Below are 24469 nucleotides of genomic sequence, written 5' to 3'. Positions count from 1 at the left end.
GTCTATAAATACAGAGGATAAACACGCGTTTACAAGGTGATGACATGAAAATTACAAGTGCAGAGATTGCAAGACTGGCAAATGTTTCAAGAAGTACAGTTTCCCGGGTGGTCAATAATTATTCCAATGTACCTGATGAAACCAGAAAGAAAGTTTTGGATGTGATCGAGAAATATGGATATGAACCGAATTCCTTTGCCCAGGTGCTTGCCGGAAAAGCAAGCAGGGAAATTGCCTTATTCATCTCGGATTGTGATTCAAGCAGAAAAAGGTGGAAGGGAACAGAGTCCCCATATTTTATGAGATTGATCGCTGAATTGATCTCTCAGGGTAAACAATATGAATATATGATCTCGGTTGTTGTGGTTACGCAGAAGTCAGATTTCGCTAAGATAGAGAATATGTATTTGAGCAGGATGATCTGCGGCGGAGTTTTTGTCGGCTTTGAGTTTGAGATGAAGTCGATCAATGAATTGGCATTACAGGGATTTAATATGGTGGTGATCGACCCGAATGTGGATATGATACAGGCGGAAAACATACGGGGTATCTACAGCCAGAACCAGGATGCAGGCTATTTGGCCACAAGCTATCTGATCAGACAGGGGCACAGGCAGATCGTGCATCTTTCCGGAGATGACAGGTTGTCCAGCCGGGATCGTGTGATAGGCTATAAAAGGGCTATGCTGGAAGCCGGCCTGGAGGATGAATGCCGGATCGAGGCGGGCAACTTTAACAGTGAGACAGCATACAAAGCGGCGGAAAGGATATTACACACGCCTGCAACTGCCATTTATGCAGCCAATGATCTGATGGCCATTGTTGCCATGCGTGCGGCCAATGATCTGGGGCGGAAGGTTCCGGAAGATATTAAGATAGTTGGCTGCGACTACAATTCTAACTATGAGGACTTAGGGTATCATTTGACAACAGTGGAAATATCGGTGCGTGATATTGCAAAAACAGCGGTGAGGGCAGTGATCGGAATGGAAAAGGGGGACCGTTTGATCTGCCCTGCCAGATTTAGAAAAGGAGTGACGGCTTGACAAAAAGCCTTGTCACTTTTGCAAAAAATAAACGCGCGTTCACGATTTTATAAACGCGCGTTCACAAAAACCTTGCTGTATATGCGATCTTAGAAGGGGGATTGGAATGGCAGAAATTATTTATAACACGTCAACCAGGGAATTTCATCTGTGCAACCAGAGGATCAGCTATATTTTATCCGTTCTTGAAAACGGGCAGCTGGGCCAGTTGTATTTTGGAAAGAAGCTGACCCACAGGGATTCTTTTGCACACTTTATCCAGATGAGAACACAGAGCCACACGGCTTATGTGTATGAAAATGATTTTTTGTTTTCACTTGATACCATACGGCAGGAATACCCGTCTTATGGAACGACTGATTTCAGAGAACCGGCATACCAGATCGAGCAGGGCAACGGCAGCAGGATCACTGGATTTGCTTATAAATCCCATGAGATCTATTCGGGAAAAAAGAAATTAAACGGACTTCCGGCTGTTTATACAGAGGATGACCAGGAAGCCGTCACTCTGGATGTCATTTTAGAGGATCCGCTGATCCAGGTACAATTGATCTTGTCCTATACGATTTTTGAGGATTATGATGTGGTCTGCCGGAATGCAAAATTTGTAAACCATGGCTGCCGGACAGTAAAACTAAACCGGGCAATGTCATTATCCATAGATCTGTATGATGATGATTTTGAAATGATCCAGCTGGATGGCGCCTGGTCAAGAGAGCGTCATATCGTCCGCCGGAAGCTGGTTGGAGGAATACAGTCTGTTTCCAGTGCCAGAGGTGCAAGCAGCATGGACCACAATCCGTTTATTGCCTTGAAGCGTCCCTGGGCAACAGAGCAGTCCGGGGAGGTGTACGGATTTTGCCTGATCTACAGCGGCAATTTTTTGGCGCAGGTTGAGGTGGACCGCTATGAGACCGCCCGTGTTATGATGGGGATCAATCCCTTTGAGTTTTCCTGGATGCTGGAGACCGGGGAGGAATTCCAGACTCCGGAGGGGGTAATGGTTTACTCCTGTGAAGGATTGAACGGCATGAGTCAGAATTTCCACAGCTTGTTCACCAAACGACTGGTGAGAGGGCCCTGGAGAGAAAAAGAACGTCCCATCCTTTTGAATAACTGGGAAGCCACCTTTTTCAAGTTTGATGAAAAGAAAATATTAGACATAGCTGAGAAGGCCAGACATCTTGGGGCGGAGCTGTTTGTATTAGATGATGGATGGTTTGGAAAACGGGATGATGCGGGAAGTTCTCTGGGTGACTGGTACAGTGATCTGAACAAGCTTCCGGACGGCGTGGAAGGGTTGTCCAAAAAGATTGCTGAACTTGGATTGGAGTTTGGCTTATGGTTTGAACCGGAGATGATCAATAAGAACAGTGAGTTGTATCAAAACCATGGAGAGTGGGTGATCAGGGTGCCGGAACGCCCCATGTCCCAGGGAAGAAATCAGTATGTTCTGGATTTTTCCAATCCTGAAGTCGTGGATCATATCTATAATATGATGCACAAGGTTTTGAGCAATTCCAAGATTTCATATATAAAGTGGGATATGAACCGGAATATTACGGAGGCGTATGGCGCAACGCTGGGGGCTGAGAAACAGGGTGAATTTTTCCACAGATATATATTAGGAGTATATGATTTATATGAAAAACTGATCCAATCTTTTCCTGACATCCTGTTTGAATCCTGTGCAAGCGGCGGCGGGCGGTTTGATGCCGGTATGCTGTACTATGCGCCGCAGTGCTGGGCCAGCGATGACACGGATGCAGTGGAACGGATCAAAATACAATACGGGACAAGCATGGTGTACCCGCTGTCATCCATAGGCGCTCATGTTTCGGCTGTTCCGAATCATCAGGTGAAACGGATGACCAGCATCGGCTTCCGGGCAAATGTGGCCTTTTTTGGAGCGTTTGGATATGAGCTGGATCCGAATCAGATGACAGAGGCGGAGCAGAGCGCTGTGATGGAACAGATCCAATTTTACAAAAAATACCGGAATGTATTTCAGTACGGAAGATTTTACAGATTAAAGGATCCATTTGAAAATCAGGGCGATGCGGCGTGGATGGTAGTATCGGAGGACAGGAAGACAGCCATTGTCAGCTGCTACAAAGTGCTGGCCACACCCAATCCCAAATTGAAGAAAGTGCTGCTTAGAGGATTGGATCCCCAGATGATGTACGTCTGTGCTGAAACAGGAAGGTCTTATTACGGGGACGAACTTATGAACATGGGACTGTTAACGGATATGGAATTTACGGGATCTTCCGTAAGAAAAAAGGAGGTCACAAAAAAGAATTCCGGATCAGATATGGGTGATTTTACATCTCAGCTGTATGTTCTGGAGTGCAGGGCACAAGGCAATTAGGCCGTTTCACTGTGAAGAAGGAGGAACGCTATGGTAGAAAAGAACTCGAAAATAAAAATGCCTTTTTGGAGAAATATTAAAGTAGTGCCATATCTTTATATTCTTCCAAATATGATCTTGTTTTTAGTATTTATGATCATTCCCATATTCATGTCATTTTACTATAGTACTGTAAAATGGAATGGAATGGGGACGCCGAAATTTATCGATATACAGAACTATCTGTATATTTTCCAGGATAAAGTATTCCTAAAATCCATTTTTAATACGTTCTATTATACGGTTGCCACCGTACCCCTTTTAATGGTGCTTGCATTGTTTTTTGCAGTGCTGCTGAACAGTGCGATTCCGCTGAGAGGAGTGATCCGTTCTGCAATATATGCACCTGCAGTAGTGTCCACCGTTGTTGTGGGAACGGTGTTTACCTGGATCTTCCAGGATCAGCTTGGGCTGATCAATTATTTGATCCGGTCAATGGGCGGCACGGCGATCCAGTGGGCGAATGACCCCAAATTTGCAATGGTCATGCTGATCGTTGCAACTGTATGGCAGAGGACCGGATACAATATGGTGATCTACCTGGCAGGTTTACAGGGAATACCAACGGATGTGATGGAGGCAGCAACCATCGATGGTGCAAGTACCTGGCAGAAATTCCGCTACATCACCCTTCCCCTTCTTAAGAATACGCATATGTTTGTAATGATCACTTGCATGATCCATGCGTTCCGTTCATTTGACCTGGTCTATACCATGACGCAGGGAGGTCCGCTGAATGCAACAAAGACCATGGTAATGTATGTCTATGAGCAGGCATTTAATAAGAATTACTATGGCAGGGCGGCGGCCGGCGGTATTGTATTATTTGCGTTTATGGTGGTACTCACATTGATCAGGTTCAGGATTGAGAAGGAGGATTAGCATATGAACGATTCAGGACGTATGGGCATGGATAGGAGAAAATACAGGCTGATGAAGACGGCGGTCTTTCTGCTTATGTTTTCAGCGGCAGTGATAGCGTTATTCCCGTTTTACTGGATGATGGCAACCGCAGTGAAACCAGTGGATGAAATATTTGCATTTCCCCCCAAGTTATGGCCAAGTGAATTTATATGGTCCAATTTTGCAACAGCACTGTCCAGGGCGCCATTTGGGCTTTATTTCAGAAACAGTTTTATAGTAACTTTGCTCTCAACCGTGATAACGGTTTGTATCAACCTGCTTGCAGGGTTTGCCTTTGCAAAATACGATTTTAAATTTAAAGAATTTTTGTTTCTGATCGTATTAAGTACATTGATGATCCCCCTTCAGGTCACCATGATCCCGGTATTTGTCATTGCATCCAAGATCGGAATCCGTAATACGCTGTGGGGTGTGATTATCCCGCCGTGTGCCGAAGCACTGGGACTTTTTATGTCCCGCCAGTTTATCAGTGACATCCCCGATGGATTGATCGAGGCGGGAAGGATCGATGGCGCCACAGAGTTTACGATTTTTACAAAGATCATACTTCCCAATGTGAAACCGCTTATCAGCGTGCTTGTGATCTTCACGGTTATGTGGCGTTGGAATGATCTGCAGTGGCCGTTGATCATGCTTTCCAATGATAAGTATTACACAGTACAGCTGGGATTATCTAATCTAAACGGGGCGCAGTATGTTAACTGGAATGATATGATGGCAGCTTCGCTGATATCTGTGCTGCCGGTCCTGGTGGTATTCCTGTTATTCCAGCGGCAGTTTGTACAGGGGGTTGCTTCCAGCGGTATTAAAGGTTAGGGAGGAAGGGGAATACAAAAACAAATAAATACGAAACACATAAACACAATATACATAAACACGAAAGTGTAAAAATATAAAGGAGGAGTATTTTATGCGTAGAAACAGAGTCAAAAAGGTTATGGCAGTTATGCTGGCGGCAGGTATGGTAAGCGGATTGGCTGCCTGCGGCGGAAAAACCGCAGAAAAACCAGCGGCAACACCAGCGGCAAAAGAAGCGGCGGCAGAGACAACGGCAGAGGCAGCAAAAGGGGCAGATGCGGCAGCGGAGGAATTAAAAGCGGAAGAGGGGGCGGAAATTGAAATCGCATATTGGGAAGGATCCACTTCTGACAAAGACGCATGGGATGAGTTGATCGCAAATCTTCAGAAGGACCATCCGGAGATTAAGATCATTCCCCAGACATATCCGTCTTCAGATTACAGAGATATGCTGGACACCAGGATTGCGGGAAATGACTGGCCGGATGTAATGCGTTATACCTATCAGAGACTTGGTAAATTCAAACAGGCGGACGTAATGCTGGACCTGAGCCCTTATATTGCCCAGGAGAGCCTGGATGATGTTTCACCGGCATTTTTATCCGCATGTACATATGAGGGAAAACTGGTAGCCATGCCTCATCATACGGATACAGTGGCAATGTTTTACAACAAGAGGATGTTTGAGGAAGCTGGGATAAGGATTCCCACCAGTGTGGAAGATGGTTATTCATGGGAAGAAATAACTGATATTGCAAGGACCTTAAAGGATAAATACAGCCTGCCTTATGCATTTGGCGGTATCTGGGAGAATAACAGCGGTTATCGCTATCTTCCGTTCATTTACATGAATGGCGGATCTGTGCTGAACGAGGCCCAGGATGCTGTTACAATGGATTCACCGGAGGTATTAGAGGCAATCAAACTGTATGAGGATTGGAGAAAAGAAGATCTGGTTGCCAACACTGCATTTTCAGGAGCCACAACCACCAACTCATTGTTTGTAGCGGAGCAGACTGCATTTACATTCTCAGGAAGCTGGCATTGCTCCTATATGCAGGAGAACATGGGCGACAAATGGGGAATGACATATATGCCGGTCCGCAATGGAAAAACAGGATCTGATATGGGCGGCAACGCAGTATTTGCATATTCAGAAACAAAATATCCCAAGGCAGCGGCAATTGTCATTGATTATATCACCAATGCTGAGAATATGAAGACATTCTGCGAGACAGGTGCGTTCATTCCTGTAAGAACCAGCCTTTTGGAGGGCGGTGTAGAATATAAGGTATTCCCGGACGAGATGAGGATCTTAAATGAGATCGTGGCAACGATTGATCCCAAGATGGCGGCAGATGAGACTTCCGTATCCTTCCAGCAGCTAAATGAAGTATTTAACGAAGAGATGGATCCGCTGGCAGTGAACAATTCTGCAACAGCGGAACAGGTGGTGGCAGCATGCCAGGAGCGTATGACAGAAGTTTTGAATGAGCAATAATACAGGATGTGGAAAGGGGCACAACATGGCTTTGAAGATTACATTTCTGGGCGCAGGAAGTTCCGTATTTGCCAGAAATGTTCTGGGTGACTGTATGATCCATCCGGAACTTGAAGATATGGTATTTTCATTATACGATATAGATGAGCAGAGACTGGAAGACAGCTATCTGATGCTGAATTCCATGAAGCATCATTTTGGGAAAAACGTAACACTGGAAAAATATGTGGGAGAAGCAATGCTTCCCAATGCCCTTACAGGATCTGACTTTGTGATCTGTGCGGTTCAGGTTGGAGGGTATGACCCATGTACCATTTCGGATTTTGAAATCCCGAAAAAATACGGCTTAAGGCAGACGATTGCAGACACGTTGGGAGTGGGAGGCGTATTCCGCGCATTAAGAACCATCCCGGTTCTGGAAATGTTTGGAGAACATGTGGAGAAATATTGTCCCAATGCGGTTTTCCTTAATTATACGAACCCAATGGGAATGTTAAGCGGATATATGCAGCGCTATTCCAATGTGAATTTTATCGGCTTATGCCATAGTGTTCAGGTCGCAGTGCCAAAGCTTTTTGACGGCATCGGCATGGAGTATGACGATAAGGTGCAGTGGAAGATTGCAGGGATCAATCATATGGCATGGCTTTTGGAAGTCAGCCGGGACGGGGTGGATCTGTATCCGGAGATCAAACGCAGGTCAAAGGAGCTTGGATATCCGGAGGGAGACAAAGTACGCCACGAGATCATGCACCGGTTTGGATATTATGTCACGGAATCCAGCGAACATAATGCGGAATATATGCCGTACTTTATTAAAGATAAATATCCGGAATTGATCCAACGGTATAATATTCCCCTGGACGAATATCCAAGAAGATGTATCAGGCATATTGAAGAGTGGCAGAAGATGAGGGAGGAGCTGATCAATTCACCTGATCTGGGACATGAGGCGTCCAAGGAATATGCAGTTCAGATCATCCACTCCATTGTGAACAATAAGCCGTTTAAATTCGGCGGAAATGTGATCAACCATGGAATGATACCCAATCTTCCGGCCAAGGCATGTGTGGAGGTACCCTGTATCTCAGATGCTTCCGGCATTGCGCCGGTTTATGTGGGAGAATTGCCGGAACAGCTGGCGGCATTAAACAGAACCAACATTAATGTTCAGCTTATGACCATCGAAGCCGCGCGTACAAAGAAAAAAGAGGCGGTATACCAGGCAGTAATGCTGGATCCCCATGTGGCGGCGGAGCTTTCCATGGATGATATTACAGCTATGTGTGATGATCTGTTTGAGGCCCATAAAGATTGGATGCCGCAGTACAGGTAGCAAGGGAAAGGGGGAGCATATGACAGCTCCCTCTTCCTTTTTAGGAGGAAGATCCTGCAATGATCAAAAAATTGCGTTTGGGGATACATTTGGGGATACATTTGGGGATCCCCTATGTGGTTTTACCCGGAAATGCAGGCAGGACGGAAGATTTAAGAAAGGCGGTGGGCGGATTGGAAAAGAATGAAAAACCTGTTGTGGCAGTATTAATAGGAGATGGAAGCGGTGTTGGGCCGGAGCTGACGGCAAAACTGGCAGCAAAAGGGATTTTGAATGAACATGCAAGACCCGTTGTGATGGGGGATGTGCATTTATGGAAATACGCATTGGAGACATTTGATCTGAATGTTAACTGGAAGCTGTTTGATTCCATGGATACGGTTGACTGGGAGCATGGGATACCGGTGATCCATGTGGGGGACCAGGATCCGGGGATGATCGAGAAGGGGAAAGTAAATCAGATATGCGGCAAAGCATGTCTTGATATGATCTGCTATGCTGTGTCATTATTTAAAAATGGAAAGATCCAGGGAGTGTGTTATGCTCCTTTAAATAAAGGGGCCATGAAACTGGCTGACAGTCCTGCGGCAAGTGAGACAGAACTTTTTTCCATGCTTTTGGGACAGGAGGGTGAATGCGGTGAGATCAATATGCTGGATCAGGTATGGACAACAAGGGTGACCAGCCATATTCCGGTATCAGCAATCAGCAGCCAGCTGACAGTGGATGGGATCGTACAAGCGATCTGTCTGGCGGATAAGACGTTAAAAAAAGCAGGATACCGCCATCCGAAGATCGGAGTATGCGCTTTGAATCCCCACGCAGGTGAAGGCGGTCTATGCGGAGACGAGGAGGGCAGGGTGATCTCTCCGGCGATCCGGGAAGCGTCTGGAAGGGGAATTGATGCACAGGGGCCATTTGCATCGGACACTCTGTTTAAACAGGCCTTTGACGGAACATATAATGCGGTGGTGACCATGTATCATGATCAGGGGCAGATCGCCTTAAAGCTAAAGGGATTTGAACGGGGGATCACGATTGTGGGAGGACTGAACATGCCGGCAACAACCTGTGCCCACGGAACAGCCCATGATATTGCCTGGAAGGGAATCGCATCCACACAATCGCTGGAGAATGCTTTTTGTATGGTTTGCAGGATGGCGGGAGAATCCATTTAAAAATAACGTTTGTAAAATAAAAACCTCGGACTGCCTGATAGGCAAGCTTTCGAGGTTTATCAGTAGCAAAAGGGAGACATGAACTCTCGACATAGGCCCATAAAAACCAATAAAATAAGGAGATTTGAGCACATCATCCGAAAGTGTAATGAAAGGTGTAATCAAAAATCAAGTATTTGGACATCTGAATAAGTCCATGAGTATGTAATCACTACACATATTCCTGGACTTATTTTAGTGCTCAAGGTAGCTGCTTAGAACGACCAGATAATTGCTGGGACGATAATAACCTTGTGGAGGAACGTATTGATGGTAAAAAACTTAATATGTACATGCGAGGTATCGATGTAATTGCCGCAGAAGCAGATAACGTGGTATACTACTATATATTGGACGAGCATGGGGACGTATCTGAGCTAAGAAATCAAGGTGGAATCTGCAAAGCCTCATATGAGTATGACGCGTTTGGGATTGAGAGAAATTCTAACAAAGAGGATGATAATACAATGAAATAGGTAGGCGCCAGGGGGAGGGGATGATCCAAATCGGATAGTAAAATGGGAAGATATACTAATGGATTTATCCGATTGGGGTAATCACTAAAATTTGGAGGCAATTATGTATATATTAAGAGAAGGCGATGAGCCAATGGAACTGCCAGTAGACAAGGTGAAAGAAAATGTCTTTGATGATATTTGTTTTTCAAGATGTATATTTACAAACCTGGATATGAGTCATTCCAGCTATTTGAACTGTGATTTTAGATATGCAGAAACAAAATGTACTCTATTTAATTATTCTAATTTTGAGAAATCGAGATTGATCGGGATGGAATCTGCTATGGCTGATTATAGCAAGGCAAATCTGAAATCGACTTTAATTATTTCCAGTGATTTTTCTGGAGGAAGCTTAAATGGAGCAGATTTAACAGGTTCAACACTTTCCAACGTAAACTTTAACTTTTGCGACTTAAGAGGCGCTATTTTAGAGTGCGAGGGACTGGATACATGTACTTTCAACAACGCAGTATATGATGATAGTACAGTATGGAGTTTGGGTTTTAAGCCTAATTTATTTGGTGCTAAGTTAATCAGCTCCTCTTATTTTAATGATGCATCAAGCAACGATAATGTAGCTAAACATCTTCTGCATTATTATAAGGACGAGGGTACAACAATGTGATTCTATTACTTAATTGCAGTGTTGCATACATATGAGGACTACAAAATATACTCAAATATGCGTATAAATAGCAATTAAATAATGATTGGAGGAATTAATATTGGATGAAATATTAAAACAATTAACAATCGAGTATTTAGAGGCTGTTGAAGATAGGTGTAGTCTTCTTTTTCAAGCATTAAATGTAAAGAATAAGTTTGAATTAGGTCCTATTATGAGGCAGTGTCAAGAACCGCGAAAAGAGTTTTTTGTGAACGGAAAACGGTACGAAGCTTATTTGCATGGTAGAGGGTGCAATGTATTTGATGGACAAATAAATATTGATTGGGATTTTGATGCTGTGGGTTATGGTATCAACCCACATTTGCTATCGTATTATATTGAGCAAAGTGCACCAGAGTTAAATAAGTTATATCCTGAAGCAAGAATAAAAGATGAGTTTGAAAAGGCATTAACCACTGGAGAATTAGTCAAGAGATGTTTTCTTTATTATTATGTATAAATTTATGAACTGATAAAGTTATTGAAAGTATCATATCAATAAAATGATGATAAAATACCACAATAGTAAAAGCAAAAAATTAGACTACCGCACCAGGAATGATAATAGATAGAACTTTGGATCTATTAAAAAATTGGGAGGTTAAGCTTATGAATTTTCATTTTAGCGAAGAAGAGATTTCGCTTATAAAAGATTTGATTGAAACATCATATGCCTGCACGTTAGGAGGAAAAGAGTTGACATATGGAGAAAAACTGGAGAAATTGTTATCTTACCATGGATAAAGTGGTTTTAAAATCAAAAGGGTTTGCTTTGACCTTAGTTGCGGAATCAGATTGGCAATGCCACGTGTATTTTTCAAAACGCAGTAGCTTTAAAAAAGTTTATCTTGGGATAGAAAGAGTTGAATATGTTTGTTCACACTTGATATCTGGATTAACGAAGAAGTTGATGGAGGGAGAGGGGATATACAAGCATGGAGATATAGATGTTTTTTGGATCATGTCACTATTTGTCGGACATGCCAGTCTTTATGGAAATGTATCCGATATGGGTTTTAAACTCTTTTGTGTTGAGGATGGAGGGCATTATCTTCCGACAATTACTTTAACTCAGCAGTGCATAAATGATTGGGTTGCACAGTTGTCAGATCTTCGCATGAAATATCAATCAGAAAGTTAATTGAACGATTTCAAGCATTAAAAAATGGTTGCTTCAAGAAAATCCTGAACACACCATCGTATGATCAGGTTTTTCCCAAAATAGTACATTTGGATTTGCAGTTGTGGAATATTAAAAAGGGGCAGCAAAGAGTGCTGTTGTATCTAACGGAATGGGAATAGCGAAACACTATGGTTCAGAAATATGGAACAATATTAATTATTACACACCATATAGTTGCAGTAATTCCATAGATGATGTTTTGTTGAAAAATTATGACTTCATAGATCATACTGTGAAAATGATGGCACAACGGCAGAATAAAGTGGATGAACTATTAAGATCTCTAAATCCTCGTTACCATAAAGAAAGTATTTTAAATCAGATTTAATGTAATAACGGTTGATTAAGTTCATTTCCAACGAAGTTATGTGTTTTAATGATATGTGCTTTGTTGGCAATGGTATGAACAGAAAAAATAAGTTAGGGAGATTATAACAGTGAAAAAACAATTTTGGATGGCTGCTTTTTATATGACATTATCTATATGTTTATTTATTTCTATCTTTTTCCTTCCAAAAGAAACAGATGATATATTAATCCTTTCTCTCTTTACTATAAGTTTTTTGTTTCTTATTTTGTTTGGTGCGATCTTTGCGGTAACCTTGTTAGAAGTTATACAACCATATAAATTTCTTCTTGGTAAAAGAGAAGATATGGATGAGTGTATTGTACGAAAAGAAACTAATATTGTTTCAATAAATAATCTATGCGATGAAATCAGTAAGAAAGGTTATGTTTTAGAAGAGAAGCTATCCTGTGAAATGGGAAATATAAAGATTTTTCAGCAAATTGAACACAGAAAGAGAAGAACGATTGTGAATTATATAATTATTATGGATTATTTTCCGGATATCAGTTCTTATCAGTCTGAAAATGTTCAAATATTAATGGATTCAGCAATAGCTAAAAGTGAAAAAAGAAAAAAGTTAAAAGGATTGATTAACAGGAAGTATATATTATGTGTATTTTCAAACAATGTGAGTAAGGATAACATTAAGAAATTCATATTTAGTGCTAATTTTGCGAATACGATATATTTGCCGTTGATAGTAGATACTGAGTCTAAAGTTGTTTACCATGCATCAATATTATTAAAATACGATAGTGGGAAAGTACTTGAAGAGTTAACACAAAGAGTTTCTTCTATTTTTTATAAGTAGAGCTTGTCCGATAAAGGTATAACACGGACAAATGGAAGGGGCGTGGCATGAGGCTATAACTTTGCATTAAATATGGATATTATGATGAAGGTTACCTTTTTATTGCCAGCAGAACTAGAAAGAGGGGGACAGGTAGAATCTTTACAAAATATCTGGAAAGCTTATGTAACTGGACATGAAGATTAAAAAAACATTGCTGAATCATTATTGTTTTGATCAGAAGGATGTGTCAGATAAAGAACTTGGACTGGAACAAGCAGCAAATAAAAGAATGATTATATGAGTGTAAACAAAAGTAAACATGGTTTTTCAAAAGCAAAAACCCCGAAACACTTGATTTATCAAGCTTTCAGGGGCATTCACAAGTAGCGGAAGGGAGACTTGAACTCTCGACACCACGGGTATGAACCGTGTGCTCTAGCCAACTGAGCTATTCCGCCATATTAGATTTTGGTAGGTAGTGGGGCCTACAGGGCTCGAACCTGTGACCCTCTGCTTGTAAGGCAGATGCTCTCCCAGCTGAGCTAAGACCCCACATTCCAAGGCTTTCGCAGCAGCTTAATCGCGACTGCCTGTACAGTATATGATAAATTGTGGTAATTGTCAAGACTTTTTCTGCAATTTTTTTTTATAGAAATTTTCTTAGTGTTTTATAGGGGATTATGGTATAATATCGGAAGGCAATATGTAATTGTAAAGAACTAGGAAAGGACCCCTGATACCGCTTATGTATAACTTTATTGTAAACCCTAATGCGGGAAGCGGCAGAGGCATGAATCTCTGGAAAGTCATGGCCCGCTATATGGATAATCATAATATAGAATATGAAGCTTTCCTGACAGAGGGGACCGGCGATGCCAGATCCATTGCCAGGAAGCTGACTGATGGTGTGCGGGAACCGCGGTATATCATCGTGGTGGGCGGCGATGGGACCATGAATGAGGTCCTGGACGGCGTTTCTTTCCATGCCCCTTTAAGCCTGGGGTATATACCGGCTGGTTCCGGCAATGATCTGGCCAGAAGCCTGCATATGCCCAGAAGTGTGATCAAGTGTCTGAAAAAGCAGCTTACACCCAGACATTTTACCATGATCGATTATGGAGTCCTCTCTTACGGGGAACAGGAACTGTCCCACAGACGTTTTCTGGTGAGCGCAGGCATCGGATATGATGCGGCTGTGTGCCAGGAGGCGCTGACATCCAGATGCAGGCAGCGTTTAAGCCGCATGGGATTGGGCAGACTTTCTTATATCATTTTAGGCATCCGCCAGTTTTTCAGATGCAAGTCCTCCAAGGGCTACATTGTGCTGGACGGTGTCAAGAAGGTAGAGTTTAACAACATACTTTTTATCTCATGCCATATCCAGCCTTCAGAGGGCGGCGGTTTTTTGTTTGCCCCCAAGGCGGATGGATGTGATGGAAAGATGAATATATGCGTGGTCAGCCACGCAACCAGGACAAAGCTGATCCCGGTGCTTTTGTCAGCCTTTGCAGGCCGCAGAGGCAGGCAGAAGGGGGTCAGGAATTTTGAGTGCAGGGAGATCGCTATCCACACGGAGGCAGCCCTTCCCGTCCATGCGGATGGGGAATTCTGCGGGCTTCAGACAGATATCCAGGCAGGATGTATTGCCCGGAAGGTGCGGATGATGATATAATACTGCCAAACCGAGACGGTTATAGTGACAGTTATAGAGACAGTTATAAGGAGATATTATGAGAATCGGACAAGGATATGATGTGCATAAGCTGGCAGAGGGCCGCAGGCTGATCCTGGGCGGTGTGGATGTGCCCTATGAAAAGGGGCTTTTGGGACACTCAGATGCGGACGTGCTGGTACACGCAGTGATGGATGCCCTGCTGGGGGCTGCTGCCCTGGGTGATATCGGACAGCATTTTCCGGACACGGACCCGGCATACAAAGGGATTTCCAGCATAGAACTGTTAAAGAAGGTGGGGGAACTCCTGGAGGAAAAGGGATATGTCATAGAAAACATTGACGCCACCATCATTGCCCAGAGGCCGAAACTCGCGCCCTACAGGCTCCGGATGGCATCGAATATAGCCGATGCACTCCATCTGGATGTGTCCAGGGTCAGCGTCAAAGCCACCACGGAGGAAGGACTTGGTTTCACAGGAACCGGGGAGGGGATTTCTTCTCAGGCAATTACCTTATTGACGGAAGTGGCTGATTACTGCTATGATAATAAAATGATGGCAGAGGGCTGCAAAAGCTGTCCTGGCTGTGGCCGGGGATGAGATCAAAAGATTTATAATGATAAGCAGCTTATTAGGATATGAAGGTAAAACATAACCCTTGTCCGCTTAGGGTATGCAAAGCAGAGAAAGAAATAATCCATGAGGAGAATGAGAATATGAAAATATTTAACACATTAAGCAGAAGAAAAGAAGAGTTTGTACCCCTGACGCCAGGTGAGGTCAAGATGTATGTCTGCGGCCCCACTGTCTATAATCTGATCCATATCGGGAATGCAAGGCCCATGATCGTGTTTGACACAGTGCGCAGATACTTTGAGTACAAGGGATATAATGTGCGCTATGTCTCCAACTTTACGGATGTGGACGACAAGATCATCAAGAAGGCGATCGAGGAAGGTGTGGATGCGGATACGGTTTCCCAGCGCTATATTGAAGAATGCAAAAAGGACATGGCAGGCATGAATGTTAAGCCGGCCACCGTTCATCCCCAGGCAACCCAGGAAATCTGCGGTATGCTGGAGATGATCCAGACCCTGATCGACAAGGGCCATGCTTATACGGCTGCGGACGGAACCGTTTATTTCAGGACAGGTTCCTTTAAGGAGTACGGCAAGCTGTCCCATAAGAACCTGGATGAGCTTCAGTCCGGTTTCCGCGAGATCAAGGTGACCGGTGAGGAAGGTAAGGAAGATCCCAGCGACTTCGTGCTGTGGAAGCCGAAAAAGGAAGGGGAGCCATACTGGGAGTCCCCATGGTGCAAGGGCCGGCCGGGCTGGCATATTGAGTGCTCTGTGATGTCCAAACGGTATCTGGGTGACCAGATCGATATCCATGCGGGCGGCGAGGATCTGATCTTCCCTCACCATGAGAATGAGATCGCACAGAGTGAATGCGCCAATGAAAAACCGTTTGCAACCTACTGGATGCACAATGCATTCCTTAACATCGATAACAGGAAGATGTCCAAGTCCCTTGGAAACTTCTTTACAGTGCGTGAGATCAGTGAAAAGTATGATCTGCAGGTACTGCGCTTCTTTATGCTCAGCGCCCATTACCGCAGCCCGCTGAACTTCAGCGCGGATCTGATGGAGGCGTCCAAGAACGGCCTGGAGCGTATCTTAAACTGTGTGGATAAGTTAAAGGATCTGGATGCAAAGGCTGAGGGTGTGGACGTTACCGATGCAGAGAAGAATAATATGGAAGAAGCAGGCAGGCTGCTTGGCAAGTTTGAGGAAGCCATGGATGACGATTTTAATACAGCTGATGCCATTTCCGCAGTGTTTGAGCTGGTGAAGCTGGCCAACTCCACGGCGGATGCTTCCAGCACCAAAGCATACGTGTCCTATCTGAAAAAGACCATTGAGGATCTGTGCGATGTCCTGGGCATTATCACAGAGAAAAAGGAAGAAGTGCTGGACAGCGATATCGAGGATATGATCGCGGCCAGACAGCAGGCAAGAAAAGATAAGAATTTTGCGCTGGCAGATGAGATCCGCGGAAAACTTCTGGATATGGGTATTGTCCTGGAGGACACCAGAGAGGGTGTAAAGTGGAAGAGAGTGTAACCACAACAGATTTTCTCACATATTATAAACAGTGTATGAAGCTTGAACCAGTGGACGCGAATTCCTACTCGCCACTGGTTCTGGCCTATATTGGGGATGCGGTGTATGAACTGATCATCCGCGCCAGGGTCATCAACCAGGGCAGCATGCAGGTGAACAAGATGCACAAGCGCAGTGCCCAGCTGGTAAAGGCACCCACCCAGGCCGCCCTCATAAGGGCGGTGGAAGAACTGCTGACAGAGGAAGAACATGGGGTGTACAAGCGTGGACGCAATGCAAAGTCCGCCACAACGGCAAAGAATGCTTCGGTCATCGATTACCGGACCGCTACCGGAATGGAGGCCCTGGTGGGCTGGCTGTTCATTAAGGAAGAGTTTGAACGTCTGGTATACATTGTAAGCCAGGGCCTGATCCGGCTGGGGGAACTGCCTGTGGAAAGCGGGGCTGATCCGGCTGGAAGGACTGACTGTGAGGACAGGGACGGAAAATCCACAGGAGAAACCGAAGAAACAGGAGACATGAGATGAGATATGAAGAACTGACCATAGAAGGGCGCAATGCAGTGCTGGAAGCCTTTCGCTCCGGCAAGACCATTGACAAGCTGTTTGTACTGGACGGCTGTCAGGACGGGCCGGTGCGCACCATTGTCCGGGAAGCAAAGAAACATGACACGATCGTCAATTATGTGACCAAGGAACGTCTGGACCAGATGTCTGAGACAGGAAAGCACCAGGGCGTTATTGCATCTGCCGCCGCTTATGAATACGCAGAGGTGGAGGATATGCTGAAGGCCGCTGAGGAAAAGGGGGAACCGCCCTTTTTGATCCTTTTGGACGGGATCGAGGATCCCCATAATCTGGGAGCCATCATCAGGACAGCCAATCTGGCCGGCGCCCATGGAGTCATTATCCCAAAGCGCAGGGCCGTGGGACTGACAGCCACGGTTGCCAGGACTTCCGCAGGGGCCCTTAACTATACCCCGGTTGCAAAAGTTACCAACCTTACGGCCACCATGGAAGATCTGAAGAAAAAGGGCATGTGGTTTGTGTGTGCCGACATGGGCGGTGAAGTGATGTATAAAGTGAACCTGAAAGGACCCATTGGACTTGTGATTGGCAATGAAGGGGAGGGTGTGGGCAAGCTGGTGAGTGAACACTGCGATATGACAGCATCTATACCCATGAAGGGTGATATTGATTCGCTGAACGCCTCTGTGGCAGCAGGCGTGCTGGCCTACGAGATCGTAAGGCAGCGCACCATGGCTTAACACCGGGGCGGTCCGCAGATATACGCATGAATCCCATTGATTTAGTAAGAGGTGATCTTATGTTGAAAATAATCGGTCAAACATCTGTTAAATTAACGGCATTCCTGGCAGCGGCCTGTGTGGCCGCGGGTGGGATCTCATCACCGGCGGCCCTGGCCCAGTCCGGCAAGGCGGCGGTGGAGATAGACGATGCCCAGGTGCCCCTTTACAGCAAACCGGCCGGAAGCTATGTGCGCACGCCCATTGCGTCCGGCACAACTACTTATAAGAACGAAAAGGCTACTCTGGACGCCTCCAATGTCTCAGAGGGTTATATCATGGTCAAGTACACGGGCAGCGTTGGGAAGATCAAGATACAGATAACCAAAAGCGGCTCCGAGACTTATACATATGATCTGAACAACAGCGGCGTTTATGAGGTGTTCCCACTGTCGGAGGGCAGCGGATCCTATCAGGTAAAGGTGTTTGAGAATATTCAGGGCAACCAGTATTCCCAGGCCTTCAGCCAGAGCATTGACGCGGGGGTCACCAACCAGTTTGGTCCGTTCCTGTACCCCAACCAGTATGTGAATTTTAATGCTGCCAGCGCAGCGGTCCAGACAGGTGCGGCGGTTGCGGCAGGTGCATCGGATCAGATCGGGGTAGTGACAGCTATTTACAATTACGTGATTGACAACGTATCCTACGATACGGCCAAGGCCACCTCCGTTCAGTCGGGCTATCTTCCCAATGTGGATGTGGTGCTGGCCCAGAAAAAGGGGATTTGCTTTGATTATGCGGCACTGATGACGGCCATGCTCCGTTCCCAGGACATTCCCACCAAGCTGGTGGTTGGTTATACAGGGAACCTGTATCACGCATGGATCAACGTGTACCTGGAAGGACAGGGCTGGGTGGATAACATTATTTATTTTGATGGGAACAGCTGGAAACTGATGGATCCCACATTTGCATCCTCCAGCGGCCAAAGCCAGGAGATCATGCAGTACATTGGCAATGGCGCCAATTATAAGGCAAAATACAGCTATTAACAGGAGGCAAGGAGATGGCAAAGCAAGGAGAGGCGTATTACCGCTATTCCTACCGGGAGCTGTCCGCGTTCTGCCTGCAGATATCACTGCTGCTGGAAGCCGCGGTGCCGCTGGATGAGGGTCTTTCCATTATGGCCGAGGACGCGGCGGACAAAAAGGAAAAGGATATGCTGCTCTACATGGCGGAGGGCGTGGAACTGGGAGATCCTTTTTTTAAGGTGCTGGAAGACGCAAGGGTATTTCCCGACTATGTGGTGAAGATGGCTAAGCTGGGCCAGCAGACAGGCACCATGGACCAGATGATGCAGTCCCTTTCCCAATATTATGATAAGGAATACCGCCTGATACAGGCCATCAAGAATGCAGTGACCTATCCCATTATGATGGTTGTCATGCTTTTGGTGGTTTTGTTTGTTCTGTTTTCACGGGTCATGCCGGTATTTAACAAGGTGTATGAGCAGCTGGGGGCTCAGATGTCCCCGGTGGCTGTCTCGGCGATCCGCCTGGGAGGCGTATTCAGCGGAGGCGCCCTGGTGGTATCCGCCCTTTTGGCAGTGTTCATAGGCGGTATCTGGCTGGCTTCCAGGTTTGGCAAGAAGTTTGGCTTTGTGGAGCGGTTCATCAGCTATGTAAAGGGACGCAGCAAGATTGCCCTGGCCGTGGCCAACCGCCGTTTTACCGCTGTGCTGGCCCTGACCTTAAAGAGTGGAATGGAGCTGGAAAAGGGAATGGAACTGGCAAGGGAACTGGTTGCCAACCAGACAGTGGCTGAGCGCATTGGCAAATGTTCGGAACAGCTTCAGATGGGCGAGAGTTATTACCAGTCTATGAAGGACACTGGCCTGTTCTCAGGCTTTTATATACAGATGATCAAAGTGGGAAGCAGAAGCGGCCATCTGGATCAGGTCATGGAGGAAATCTCCGGTGATTACGAGGAGATGGCGGATGCCGCCATAGACAATATGATCGCCAGGTTTGAACCTACGATCGTAGCGGTCCTGGCAGTGTCTGTGGGGCTGGTGCTTCTGTCTGCCATGCTTCCGCTGGTGGGAGTGCTGTCAGCGATCGGTTAGGAGGCCGGGTCATGAAGGTTCGGGACACAAAGAAAGAAAAGAATACCGTATATGGCTACCTGTTATCCCTGACAGCCATGGCAGTGGCAGTGGCGGTATTTGCCATTGTCACAATGAATTTTGCGGGCCGGACAGGGGGCAGGGAGGAAGAGACTTTAAAAAAAGCCGTTACAAGGGCTTCGGTCCAGTGTTATGCCATTGAGGGGCGTTATCCGCCCAGCGTGGAATATTTGGAGGAAAATTACGGGGTTCAGATCAACCGTAAGAAATATAATGTATTTTACGATGGCTTTGCATCCAATGTAATGCCGGAGATCAATATCATACCCATAGAGGAATAGGGGGCAACAGAATGATTCAGAAAACAGAGAAAAAGGGCCATACCATGAGTGTGCTTTTTACAATGCTGCTGTTTCTGGTATTTGTTCTGAGTGCCCTTTTTACGGTGCTGATCGGAAGCAGGGTATATGAGAACATTACAGTGCGCAGTGATCTGAATTATACGGGCAATACAGCCCTCAGCTATATTGCCAATAAGGTACGCCAGGGCGACCGGGCCGGCCTTGTGGATGTGGTGGACGTGGACGGGACCGGTGTGCTTGAGATGAAGCAAGAGATCGGGGGATCTGAATACGTGACCTGGATCTACTGGAAGGACGGTACTATCCGCGAGCTGTTTACAGATACTCAGAGCGGGCTGGGGCTGGAGGACGGACTGGAGATACTGGAGTGCGGCGGGCTGGAACTTAAAAAAAGCGGACCGCTGCTGCACATAGAGACGCTGGGAGAAGGGGGAGGCGCCATCAGCCTTTCTCTCAGGAGCGGAGGACTTGAGACGGATGAATAGGAAGAGCGGGTCCGGTTCAGGGCCATTTTTGATGGAAATGCTGGTGGTGGTGGGTTTTTTTATTATCTGCGCCAGCATCTGTGTAATGGTGTTTGTGAAATCAGACCGCATCAGCAGGGATGCCAGGGATATCAATCAGGCGGTCCTCATGGCCCAAAGCCTGGCAGAGGAGCTGAAGGCGGGACAGGAACCCCAGTGGAGCGGGACACTGCCGGACCGGAATATATGGGAGCATCTGGTAAATGCCGACAACGAGGATCAGGCCCGGGCCGACTGGCTTAAGGAACTGACGGCCGGCCCGGGATACGAGGGGATGCATGCCATATATTGGGACAGCGAGTGGCAGGTTACTGAACCGTCATCCCATACGCCATATCTGGGAATCATTTACCAGGGTACGGTGGACAGCATGAGGCGGGCCGATATCCTGGTGATGCGCTATGATAACGGAGGCGATAAGGGGAAGGTCCTTTACCGCCTTCAGACGGAAGACTATGAGGCTCCGTAGAAGATGGTTTGGGAATATAAAATCCATGAAAGAGGAAACAGATGGCAGGACAGAACTCCAGAAATAAAGTTAATATCGGTGTCTCCTCCCTTATCCTTATTTTTATCGTGCTGTGTATGGCCACCTTTGGCCTGCTTTCCCTGAGCAGCGCCCAGGGGGACCTAATGCTGGCCAGCCGCAATGCAGAAGCGGTCACCGGATATTATGAGGCGGATAACAAGGGACAGCAGTGGCTGAAGGAGGTGGACCAGGTCCTTATGGAAGAGATGGGGAAGGGGAGGGATTCCACCCAGTGCAGCCTGGAAATAAAGGACCGGTTAGGCGAGCTTTATGACCGGGAAGCCGGCCTTATCACCACGGATATCCCCATGGACAGGGGGCAGTCCCTCCACATTGAACTGGTGCTCATGTGCGGGGAAAAACGTTACGAGATAAAATCCTGGTATGTGTACAGCAGTGAGGAGTACGAGATCGACAACTCCATGCCGGTATGGGATGGTGGAGCCTCGTCCTCACAGGGGTGAGGGGGATCCTTAAGAGGCGGGGGAAGCTGTTTTTTTGAACATTGGATCCTGTGCGCCTGCAGGCTGGGGACACGTATCGTGATATAAAGGAGCAAGAAGTTATGAATGTTATGGAATTACTCACAGCAGCAGTGGAAAAGAATGCAGCCGATATTTTCCTGATTCCCGGCATGCCCTTTTCCTATAAGATAGGAGGCAGGATCATCTATCAGGGCGATGACAGGATCATGCCGGATGAGATGAATGAGATGATCGGGCAGATCTATGGACTGGCCAAGAACAGGAACATGGAAAAGGTACAGTCCCACGGGGATGATGATTTTTCCTTTGCCATCCCCGGCGTATCCAGGTTCCGTGCCAGCGTATTCAGGCAGAGAGGTTCACTGGCCGGGATCATCCGTGTGGTACGTTTTGAACTGCCGGACGCGGGGCAGCTGCATCTGCCCAAGAGCATCATTGACGTGGCAAAGCTGACCAAGGGCATGGTGCTTGTCACAGGTCCTGCGGGCAGCGGGAAAAGCACCACCCTGGCCTGCATCATAGATGAGATCAACCGTACCAGGAACGCCCATGTCATCACCCTGGAAGATCCCATTGAGTACCTTCACAGGCATAAGCTGAGTGTTGTGACCCAGAGGGAGATCGTGACTGATACGGACAGCTATGTCACCGGCCTGAGGGCATCCCTGCGGCAGGCCCCGGATGTGATCCTCCTGGGTGAAATGAGGGATTATGAAACCATCAGCATTGCCATGACGGCGGCTGAGACAGGACATCTCATCCTGTCCACCCTGCACACCGTGGGGGCGGCTAATACCATTGACAGGGTCATTGATGCATTTCCTCCCAATCAGCAGCAGCAGATCCGGACCCAGCTGGCCATGGTGCTGGACGGGGTCATTTCCCAGCAGCTGATCCCCACCGTGGACGGAGGCGTGCAGCCTGCATTTGAAATCATGTTCCTGAATAATGCCATCCGCAACATGATCCGTGAGTCCAAGATCCACCAGATTGACGGAGTGATCGCCACATCCCAGGAGGAAGGCATGGTATCCATGGACAACAGCCTGATCCGGCTTTACCGCGAAGGCAGGATCTCACGTGAAAATACCATTGCATACAGCAGCAACAGTGAGCTGATGGAAAAGAAATTGGCAAGATAGAGGGATATGGATAGAATAACCGTGAGTCTTTCCTGATATACTATACTTATGTCAGAGGGCAGTCAATGTCCTGGAAAGGAGCAACTCAATGAAGGTGGATAAGAGAAAAGTTGTGATCGTGGGAACCGGAATGGTTGGTATGAGTTATGCGTACAGCCTTCTGAACCAGTCGGTGTGTGACGAACTGGTGCTCATTGATGTAAACAGAAAGAGGGCGGAAGGAGAGGCCATGGACCTAAACCACGGCCTGGCATTTGCCAACGCCAGCATGACCATATATGCAGGTGATTACAATGACTGTTCAGACGCGGATATCGTGGTCATCTGTGCAGGGGTTGCCCAGAAGCAGGGGGAGACAAGGCTGGATCTTTTAAAGCGCAACGCCCAGGTGTTCCGCTCCATTATCGATCCGGTGACTTCCTCGGGATTTAATGGGATCTTCCTGGTAGCCACCAACCCGGTGGATATCATGACAAGGATCACCTGTACATTGTCAGGGTTTAATCCCAGGCGTGTGCTGGGCAGCGGCACGGCCCTGGATACAGCCAGGCTGCGCTACCTTTTGGGGGATTACCTGAAGGCTGACCCAAGGAACGTCCACGCCTATGTGATGGGTGAACATGGGGACAGCGAGTTTGTGCCCTGGAGCCAGGCGCTTTTGGCCACCAAGCCCATCCTGGAACTGTGCAGTGAATCCGGGGATGAACTGTGCCGCACCAGGTTTGAGGAGATCGAGGAGGAGGTGCGCACCGCCGCCTATAAGATCATTGAGGCCAAAAATGCAACATACTATGGCATCGGAATGGCCCTTACAAGGATCACGAAGGCCATTCTGGGCGATGAACACAGTGTGCTCACCGTATCGGCCATGCTCAGGGGAGAGTACGGCCAGAGGGACGTATACGTGGGTGTGCCGTGTATTATTAACCAGAACGGGATCCAGCGGGTTCTGCCCCTGTCGCTGACAGAGGAGGAGCTTGAGAAGCTGGGCCGGTCCTGTGATACACTCAGGGAGAGCTACGAAGGTATTTTTTAGACAGCAGAAGCCGGATGTTCCAATACTGTTGTGGCATCCGGCATTTCACTTCAATTTTGTATACGGATCACTTGTATTATCACTTGTGTTCTCTACCTGACAGGAGTCTGACAGGGGAAAATAAAAAAAGTAAAATTAGTTGTTGACAAATATCTGGGCTCATGATAATATATACAAGGTTCGCGTGAGCGATACCAAATAAAGTTGCTGCTGTGGCTCAGTCGGTAGAGCGTCGCATTGGTAGTGCGGAGGTCACGGGTCCGATTCCCGTCAGCAGCTGAATGGATCCCTTGATTATTCAAGGGATTTTTTTGTTGCCCAAAAGCCATCCAAAGGTTCCGCCTTCAGAACGGAGGGGCATGTAATTGTTCCGTTTCTACAATTAATTTTGAATAATTACAAAATAAGCCCAAATTAATCATAAATAGAAAAATAATATCCGGGCAAATCCCTTCCGTTTTTAGCCACTTTGTGATAAG

25 protein-coding genes and 3 tRNA genes are annotated in these 24469 nt (G+C 46.6%); 26 read left to right on the top strand and 2 right to left on the bottom strand.

What is annotated here, in order from left to right; genetic code table 11:
- Positions 1-44 precede the first annotated feature (44 nt).
- The 12 genes from HMPREF9469_RS22125 (at position 45) to HMPREF9469_RS22070 (ending at position 12760) form a co-directional block, all read left to right on the top strand.
- Positions 45-1046: a LacI family DNA-binding transcriptional regulator gene (locus HMPREF9469_RS22125; protein ID WP_007867066.1), complete on the top strand. Its 1002-nt coding sequence runs from the start codon at positions 45-47 to the stop codon at positions 1044-1046.
- A 106-nt stretch (positions 1047-1152) separates the two neighbouring features.
- Positions 1153-3417 (top strand): alpha-galactosidase, encoded by a 2265-nt coding sequence (locus tag HMPREF9469_RS22120; protein ID WP_007867064.1) that lies wholly within the window; start codon positions 1153-1155, stop codon positions 3415-3417.
- A gap of 30 nt (positions 3418-3447) precedes the next feature.
- Positions 3448-4338, top strand: coding sequence for a carbohydrate ABC transporter permease (locus HMPREF9469_RS22115; RefSeq protein ID WP_007867061.1), 891 nt, complete (start codon positions 3448-3450; stop codon positions 4336-4338).
- Positions 4339-4341: 3 nt separating this feature from the next.
- On the top strand, positions 4342-5196 hold the full coding sequence (locus tag HMPREF9469_RS22110; RefSeq protein ID WP_007867058.1) for a carbohydrate ABC transporter permease: 855 nt from the start codon (positions 4342-4344) through the stop codon (positions 5194-5196).
- 94 nt (positions 5197-5290) lie between these two features.
- On the top strand, positions 5291-6679 hold the full coding sequence (locus HMPREF9469_RS22105; protein WP_007867056.1) for an ABC transporter substrate-binding protein: 1389 nt from the start codon (positions 5291-5293) through the stop codon (positions 6677-6679).
- A 25-nt stretch (positions 6680-6704) separates the two neighbouring features.
- Entirely contained in the window at positions 6705-8015 is a 1311-nt protein-coding gene (melA, locus tag HMPREF9469_RS22100; protein ID WP_007867054.1) for an alpha-glucosidase/alpha-galactosidase, read from the top strand.
- Positions 8016-8074: 59 nt separating this feature from the next.
- A complete protein-coding gene (locus HMPREF9469_RS22095; protein ID WP_007867052.1) occupies positions 8075-9193 on the top strand; it encodes a PdxA family dehydrogenase in 1119 nt (372 codons plus the stop codon).
- 293 nt (positions 9194-9486) lie between these two features.
- Positions 9487-9708: a hypothetical protein gene (locus HMPREF9469_RS22090; protein WP_143111194.1), complete on the top strand. Its 222-nt coding sequence runs from the start codon at positions 9487-9489 to the stop codon at positions 9706-9708.
- Positions 9709-9811: 103 nt separating this feature from the next.
- On the top strand, positions 9812-10375 hold the full coding sequence (locus tag HMPREF9469_RS22085) for a pentapeptide repeat-containing protein (RefSeq protein WP_007867049.1): 564 nt from the start codon (positions 9812-9814) through the stop codon (positions 10373-10375).
- A gap of 100 nt (positions 10376-10475) precedes the next feature.
- Entirely contained in the window at positions 10476-10877 is a 402-nt protein-coding gene (locus HMPREF9469_RS22080; protein WP_007867048.1) for a DUF6896 domain-containing protein, read from the top strand.
- Positions 10878-11120: 243 nt separating this feature from the next.
- On the top strand, positions 11121-11558 hold the full coding sequence (locus HMPREF9469_RS22075; RefSeq protein ID WP_007867046.1) for a hypothetical protein: 438 nt from the start codon (positions 11121-11123) through the stop codon (positions 11556-11558).
- 479 nt (positions 11559-12037) lie between these two features.
- Positions 12038-12760, top strand: a complete 723-nt coding sequence (locus HMPREF9469_RS22070) for a hypothetical protein (RefSeq protein WP_007867045.1) — start codon at positions 12038-12040, stop codon at positions 12758-12760.
- A gap of 366 nt (positions 12761-13126) precedes the next feature.
- Here the strand turns inward: HMPREF9469_RS22070 and HMPREF9469_RS22065 are convergent.
- Both HMPREF9469_RS22065 and HMPREF9469_RS22060 read right to left on the bottom strand, forming a co-directional pair.
- Positions 13127-13200, bottom strand: a tRNA-Met gene (locus HMPREF9469_RS22065).
- Positions 13201-13221: 21 nt separating this feature from the next.
- Positions 13222-13294 (bottom strand) — tRNA-Val (locus HMPREF9469_RS22060).
- A 193-nt stretch (positions 13295-13487) separates the two neighbouring features.
- On the opposite strand from HMPREF9469_RS22060, the gene HMPREF9469_RS22055 reads away from it, so the two are divergent.
- The 14 genes from HMPREF9469_RS22055 to HMPREF9469_RS21990 all read left to right on the top strand — a co-directional run bounded on the left by HMPREF9469_RS22055 (position 13488) and on the right by HMPREF9469_RS21990 (position 24269).
- Positions 13488-14414: a diacylglycerol/lipid kinase family protein gene (locus HMPREF9469_RS22055; protein ID WP_007867044.1), complete on the top strand. Its 927-nt coding sequence runs from the start codon at positions 13488-13490 to the stop codon at positions 14412-14414.
- 58 nt (positions 14415-14472) lie between these two features.
- Complete coding sequence (ispF, locus tag HMPREF9469_RS22050) at positions 14473-15015, top strand: 2-C-methyl-D-erythritol 2,4-cyclodiphosphate synthase (RefSeq protein ID WP_007867043.1); 543 nt, start codon at positions 14473-14475, stop codon at positions 15013-15015.
- Positions 15016-15131: 116 nt separating this feature from the next.
- A complete protein-coding gene (cysS, locus tag HMPREF9469_RS22045) occupies positions 15132-16541 on the top strand; it encodes a cysteine--tRNA ligase (RefSeq protein ID WP_007867042.1) in 1410 nt (469 codons plus the stop codon).
- Positions 16526-17068 (top strand): Mini-ribonuclease 3, encoded by a 543-nt coding sequence (locus HMPREF9469_RS22040; RefSeq protein WP_007867040.1) that lies wholly within the window; start codon positions 16526-16528, stop codon positions 17066-17068. The genes cysS and HMPREF9469_RS22040 overlap by 16 nt, the downstream gene beginning before the upstream one ends.
- On the top strand, positions 17065-17808 hold the full coding sequence (gene rlmB / locus HMPREF9469_RS22035; RefSeq protein ID WP_007867037.1) for a 23S rRNA (guanosine(2251)-2'-O)-methyltransferase RlmB: 744 nt from the start codon (positions 17065-17067) through the stop codon (positions 17806-17808). Before HMPREF9469_RS22040 ends, rlmB begins: the two co-directional genes overlap by 4 nt.
- Positions 17809-17867: 59 nt before the next feature.
- Positions 17868-18839 carry a transglutaminase-like domain-containing protein gene (locus HMPREF9469_RS22030; RefSeq protein WP_007867035.1) on the top strand — a complete coding sequence of 324 codons (972 nt, stop codon included), beginning with the start codon at positions 17868-17870 and terminating at the stop codon, positions 18837-18839.
- Positions 18840-18853: 14 nt separating this feature from the next.
- Positions 18854-19912, top strand: coding sequence for a type II secretion system F family protein (locus HMPREF9469_RS22025; RefSeq protein ID WP_007867033.1), 1059 nt, complete (start codon positions 18854-18856; stop codon positions 19910-19912).
- Between the two features lie 11 nt (positions 19913-19923).
- Complete coding sequence (locus tag HMPREF9469_RS22020; protein WP_007867027.1) at positions 19924-20253, top strand: hypothetical protein; 330 nt, start codon at positions 19924-19926, stop codon at positions 20251-20253.
- 11 nt (positions 20254-20264) lie between these two features.
- Positions 20265-20759 carry a DUF4860 domain-containing protein gene (locus HMPREF9469_RS22015; RefSeq protein ID WP_007867021.1) on the top strand — a complete coding sequence of 165 codons (495 nt, stop codon included), beginning with the start codon at positions 20265-20267 and terminating at the stop codon, positions 20757-20759.
- On the top strand, positions 20752-21267 hold the full coding sequence (locus tag HMPREF9469_RS22010) for a type II secretion system protein (RefSeq protein WP_007867018.1): 516 nt from the start codon (positions 20752-20754) through the stop codon (positions 21265-21267). Before HMPREF9469_RS22015 ends, HMPREF9469_RS22010 begins: the two co-directional genes overlap by 8 nt.
- Positions 21268-21308: 41 nt before the next feature.
- On the top strand, positions 21309-21791 hold the full coding sequence (locus HMPREF9469_RS22005; protein ID WP_007867016.1) for a hypothetical protein: 483 nt from the start codon (positions 21309-21311) through the stop codon (positions 21789-21791).
- A gap of 101 nt (positions 21792-21892) precedes the next feature.
- On the top strand, positions 21893-22954 hold the full coding sequence (locus HMPREF9469_RS22000) for a type IV pilus twitching motility protein PilT (protein ID WP_007867002.1): 1062 nt from the start codon (positions 21893-21895) through the stop codon (positions 22952-22954).
- Positions 22955-23042: 88 nt separating this feature from the next.
- Complete coding sequence (locus tag HMPREF9469_RS21995; RefSeq protein WP_007866999.1) at positions 23043-23990, top strand: L-lactate dehydrogenase; 948 nt, start codon at positions 23043-23045, stop codon at positions 23988-23990.
- A 206-nt stretch (positions 23991-24196) separates the two neighbouring features.
- Positions 24197-24269: transfer RNA gene (locus HMPREF9469_RS21990), tRNA-Thr, on the top strand.
- Positions 24270-24469: the final 200 nt, after the last annotated feature.

This window comes from [Clostridium] citroniae WAL-17108 (assembly GCF_000233455.1).
GTDB lineage: Bacteria > Bacillota > Clostridia > Lachnospirales > Lachnospiraceae > Enterocloster > Enterocloster citroniae.
Note: the sequence above shows the minus strand (reverse complement) of the source record. Positions and strands in the feature narration are given on the sequence as shown.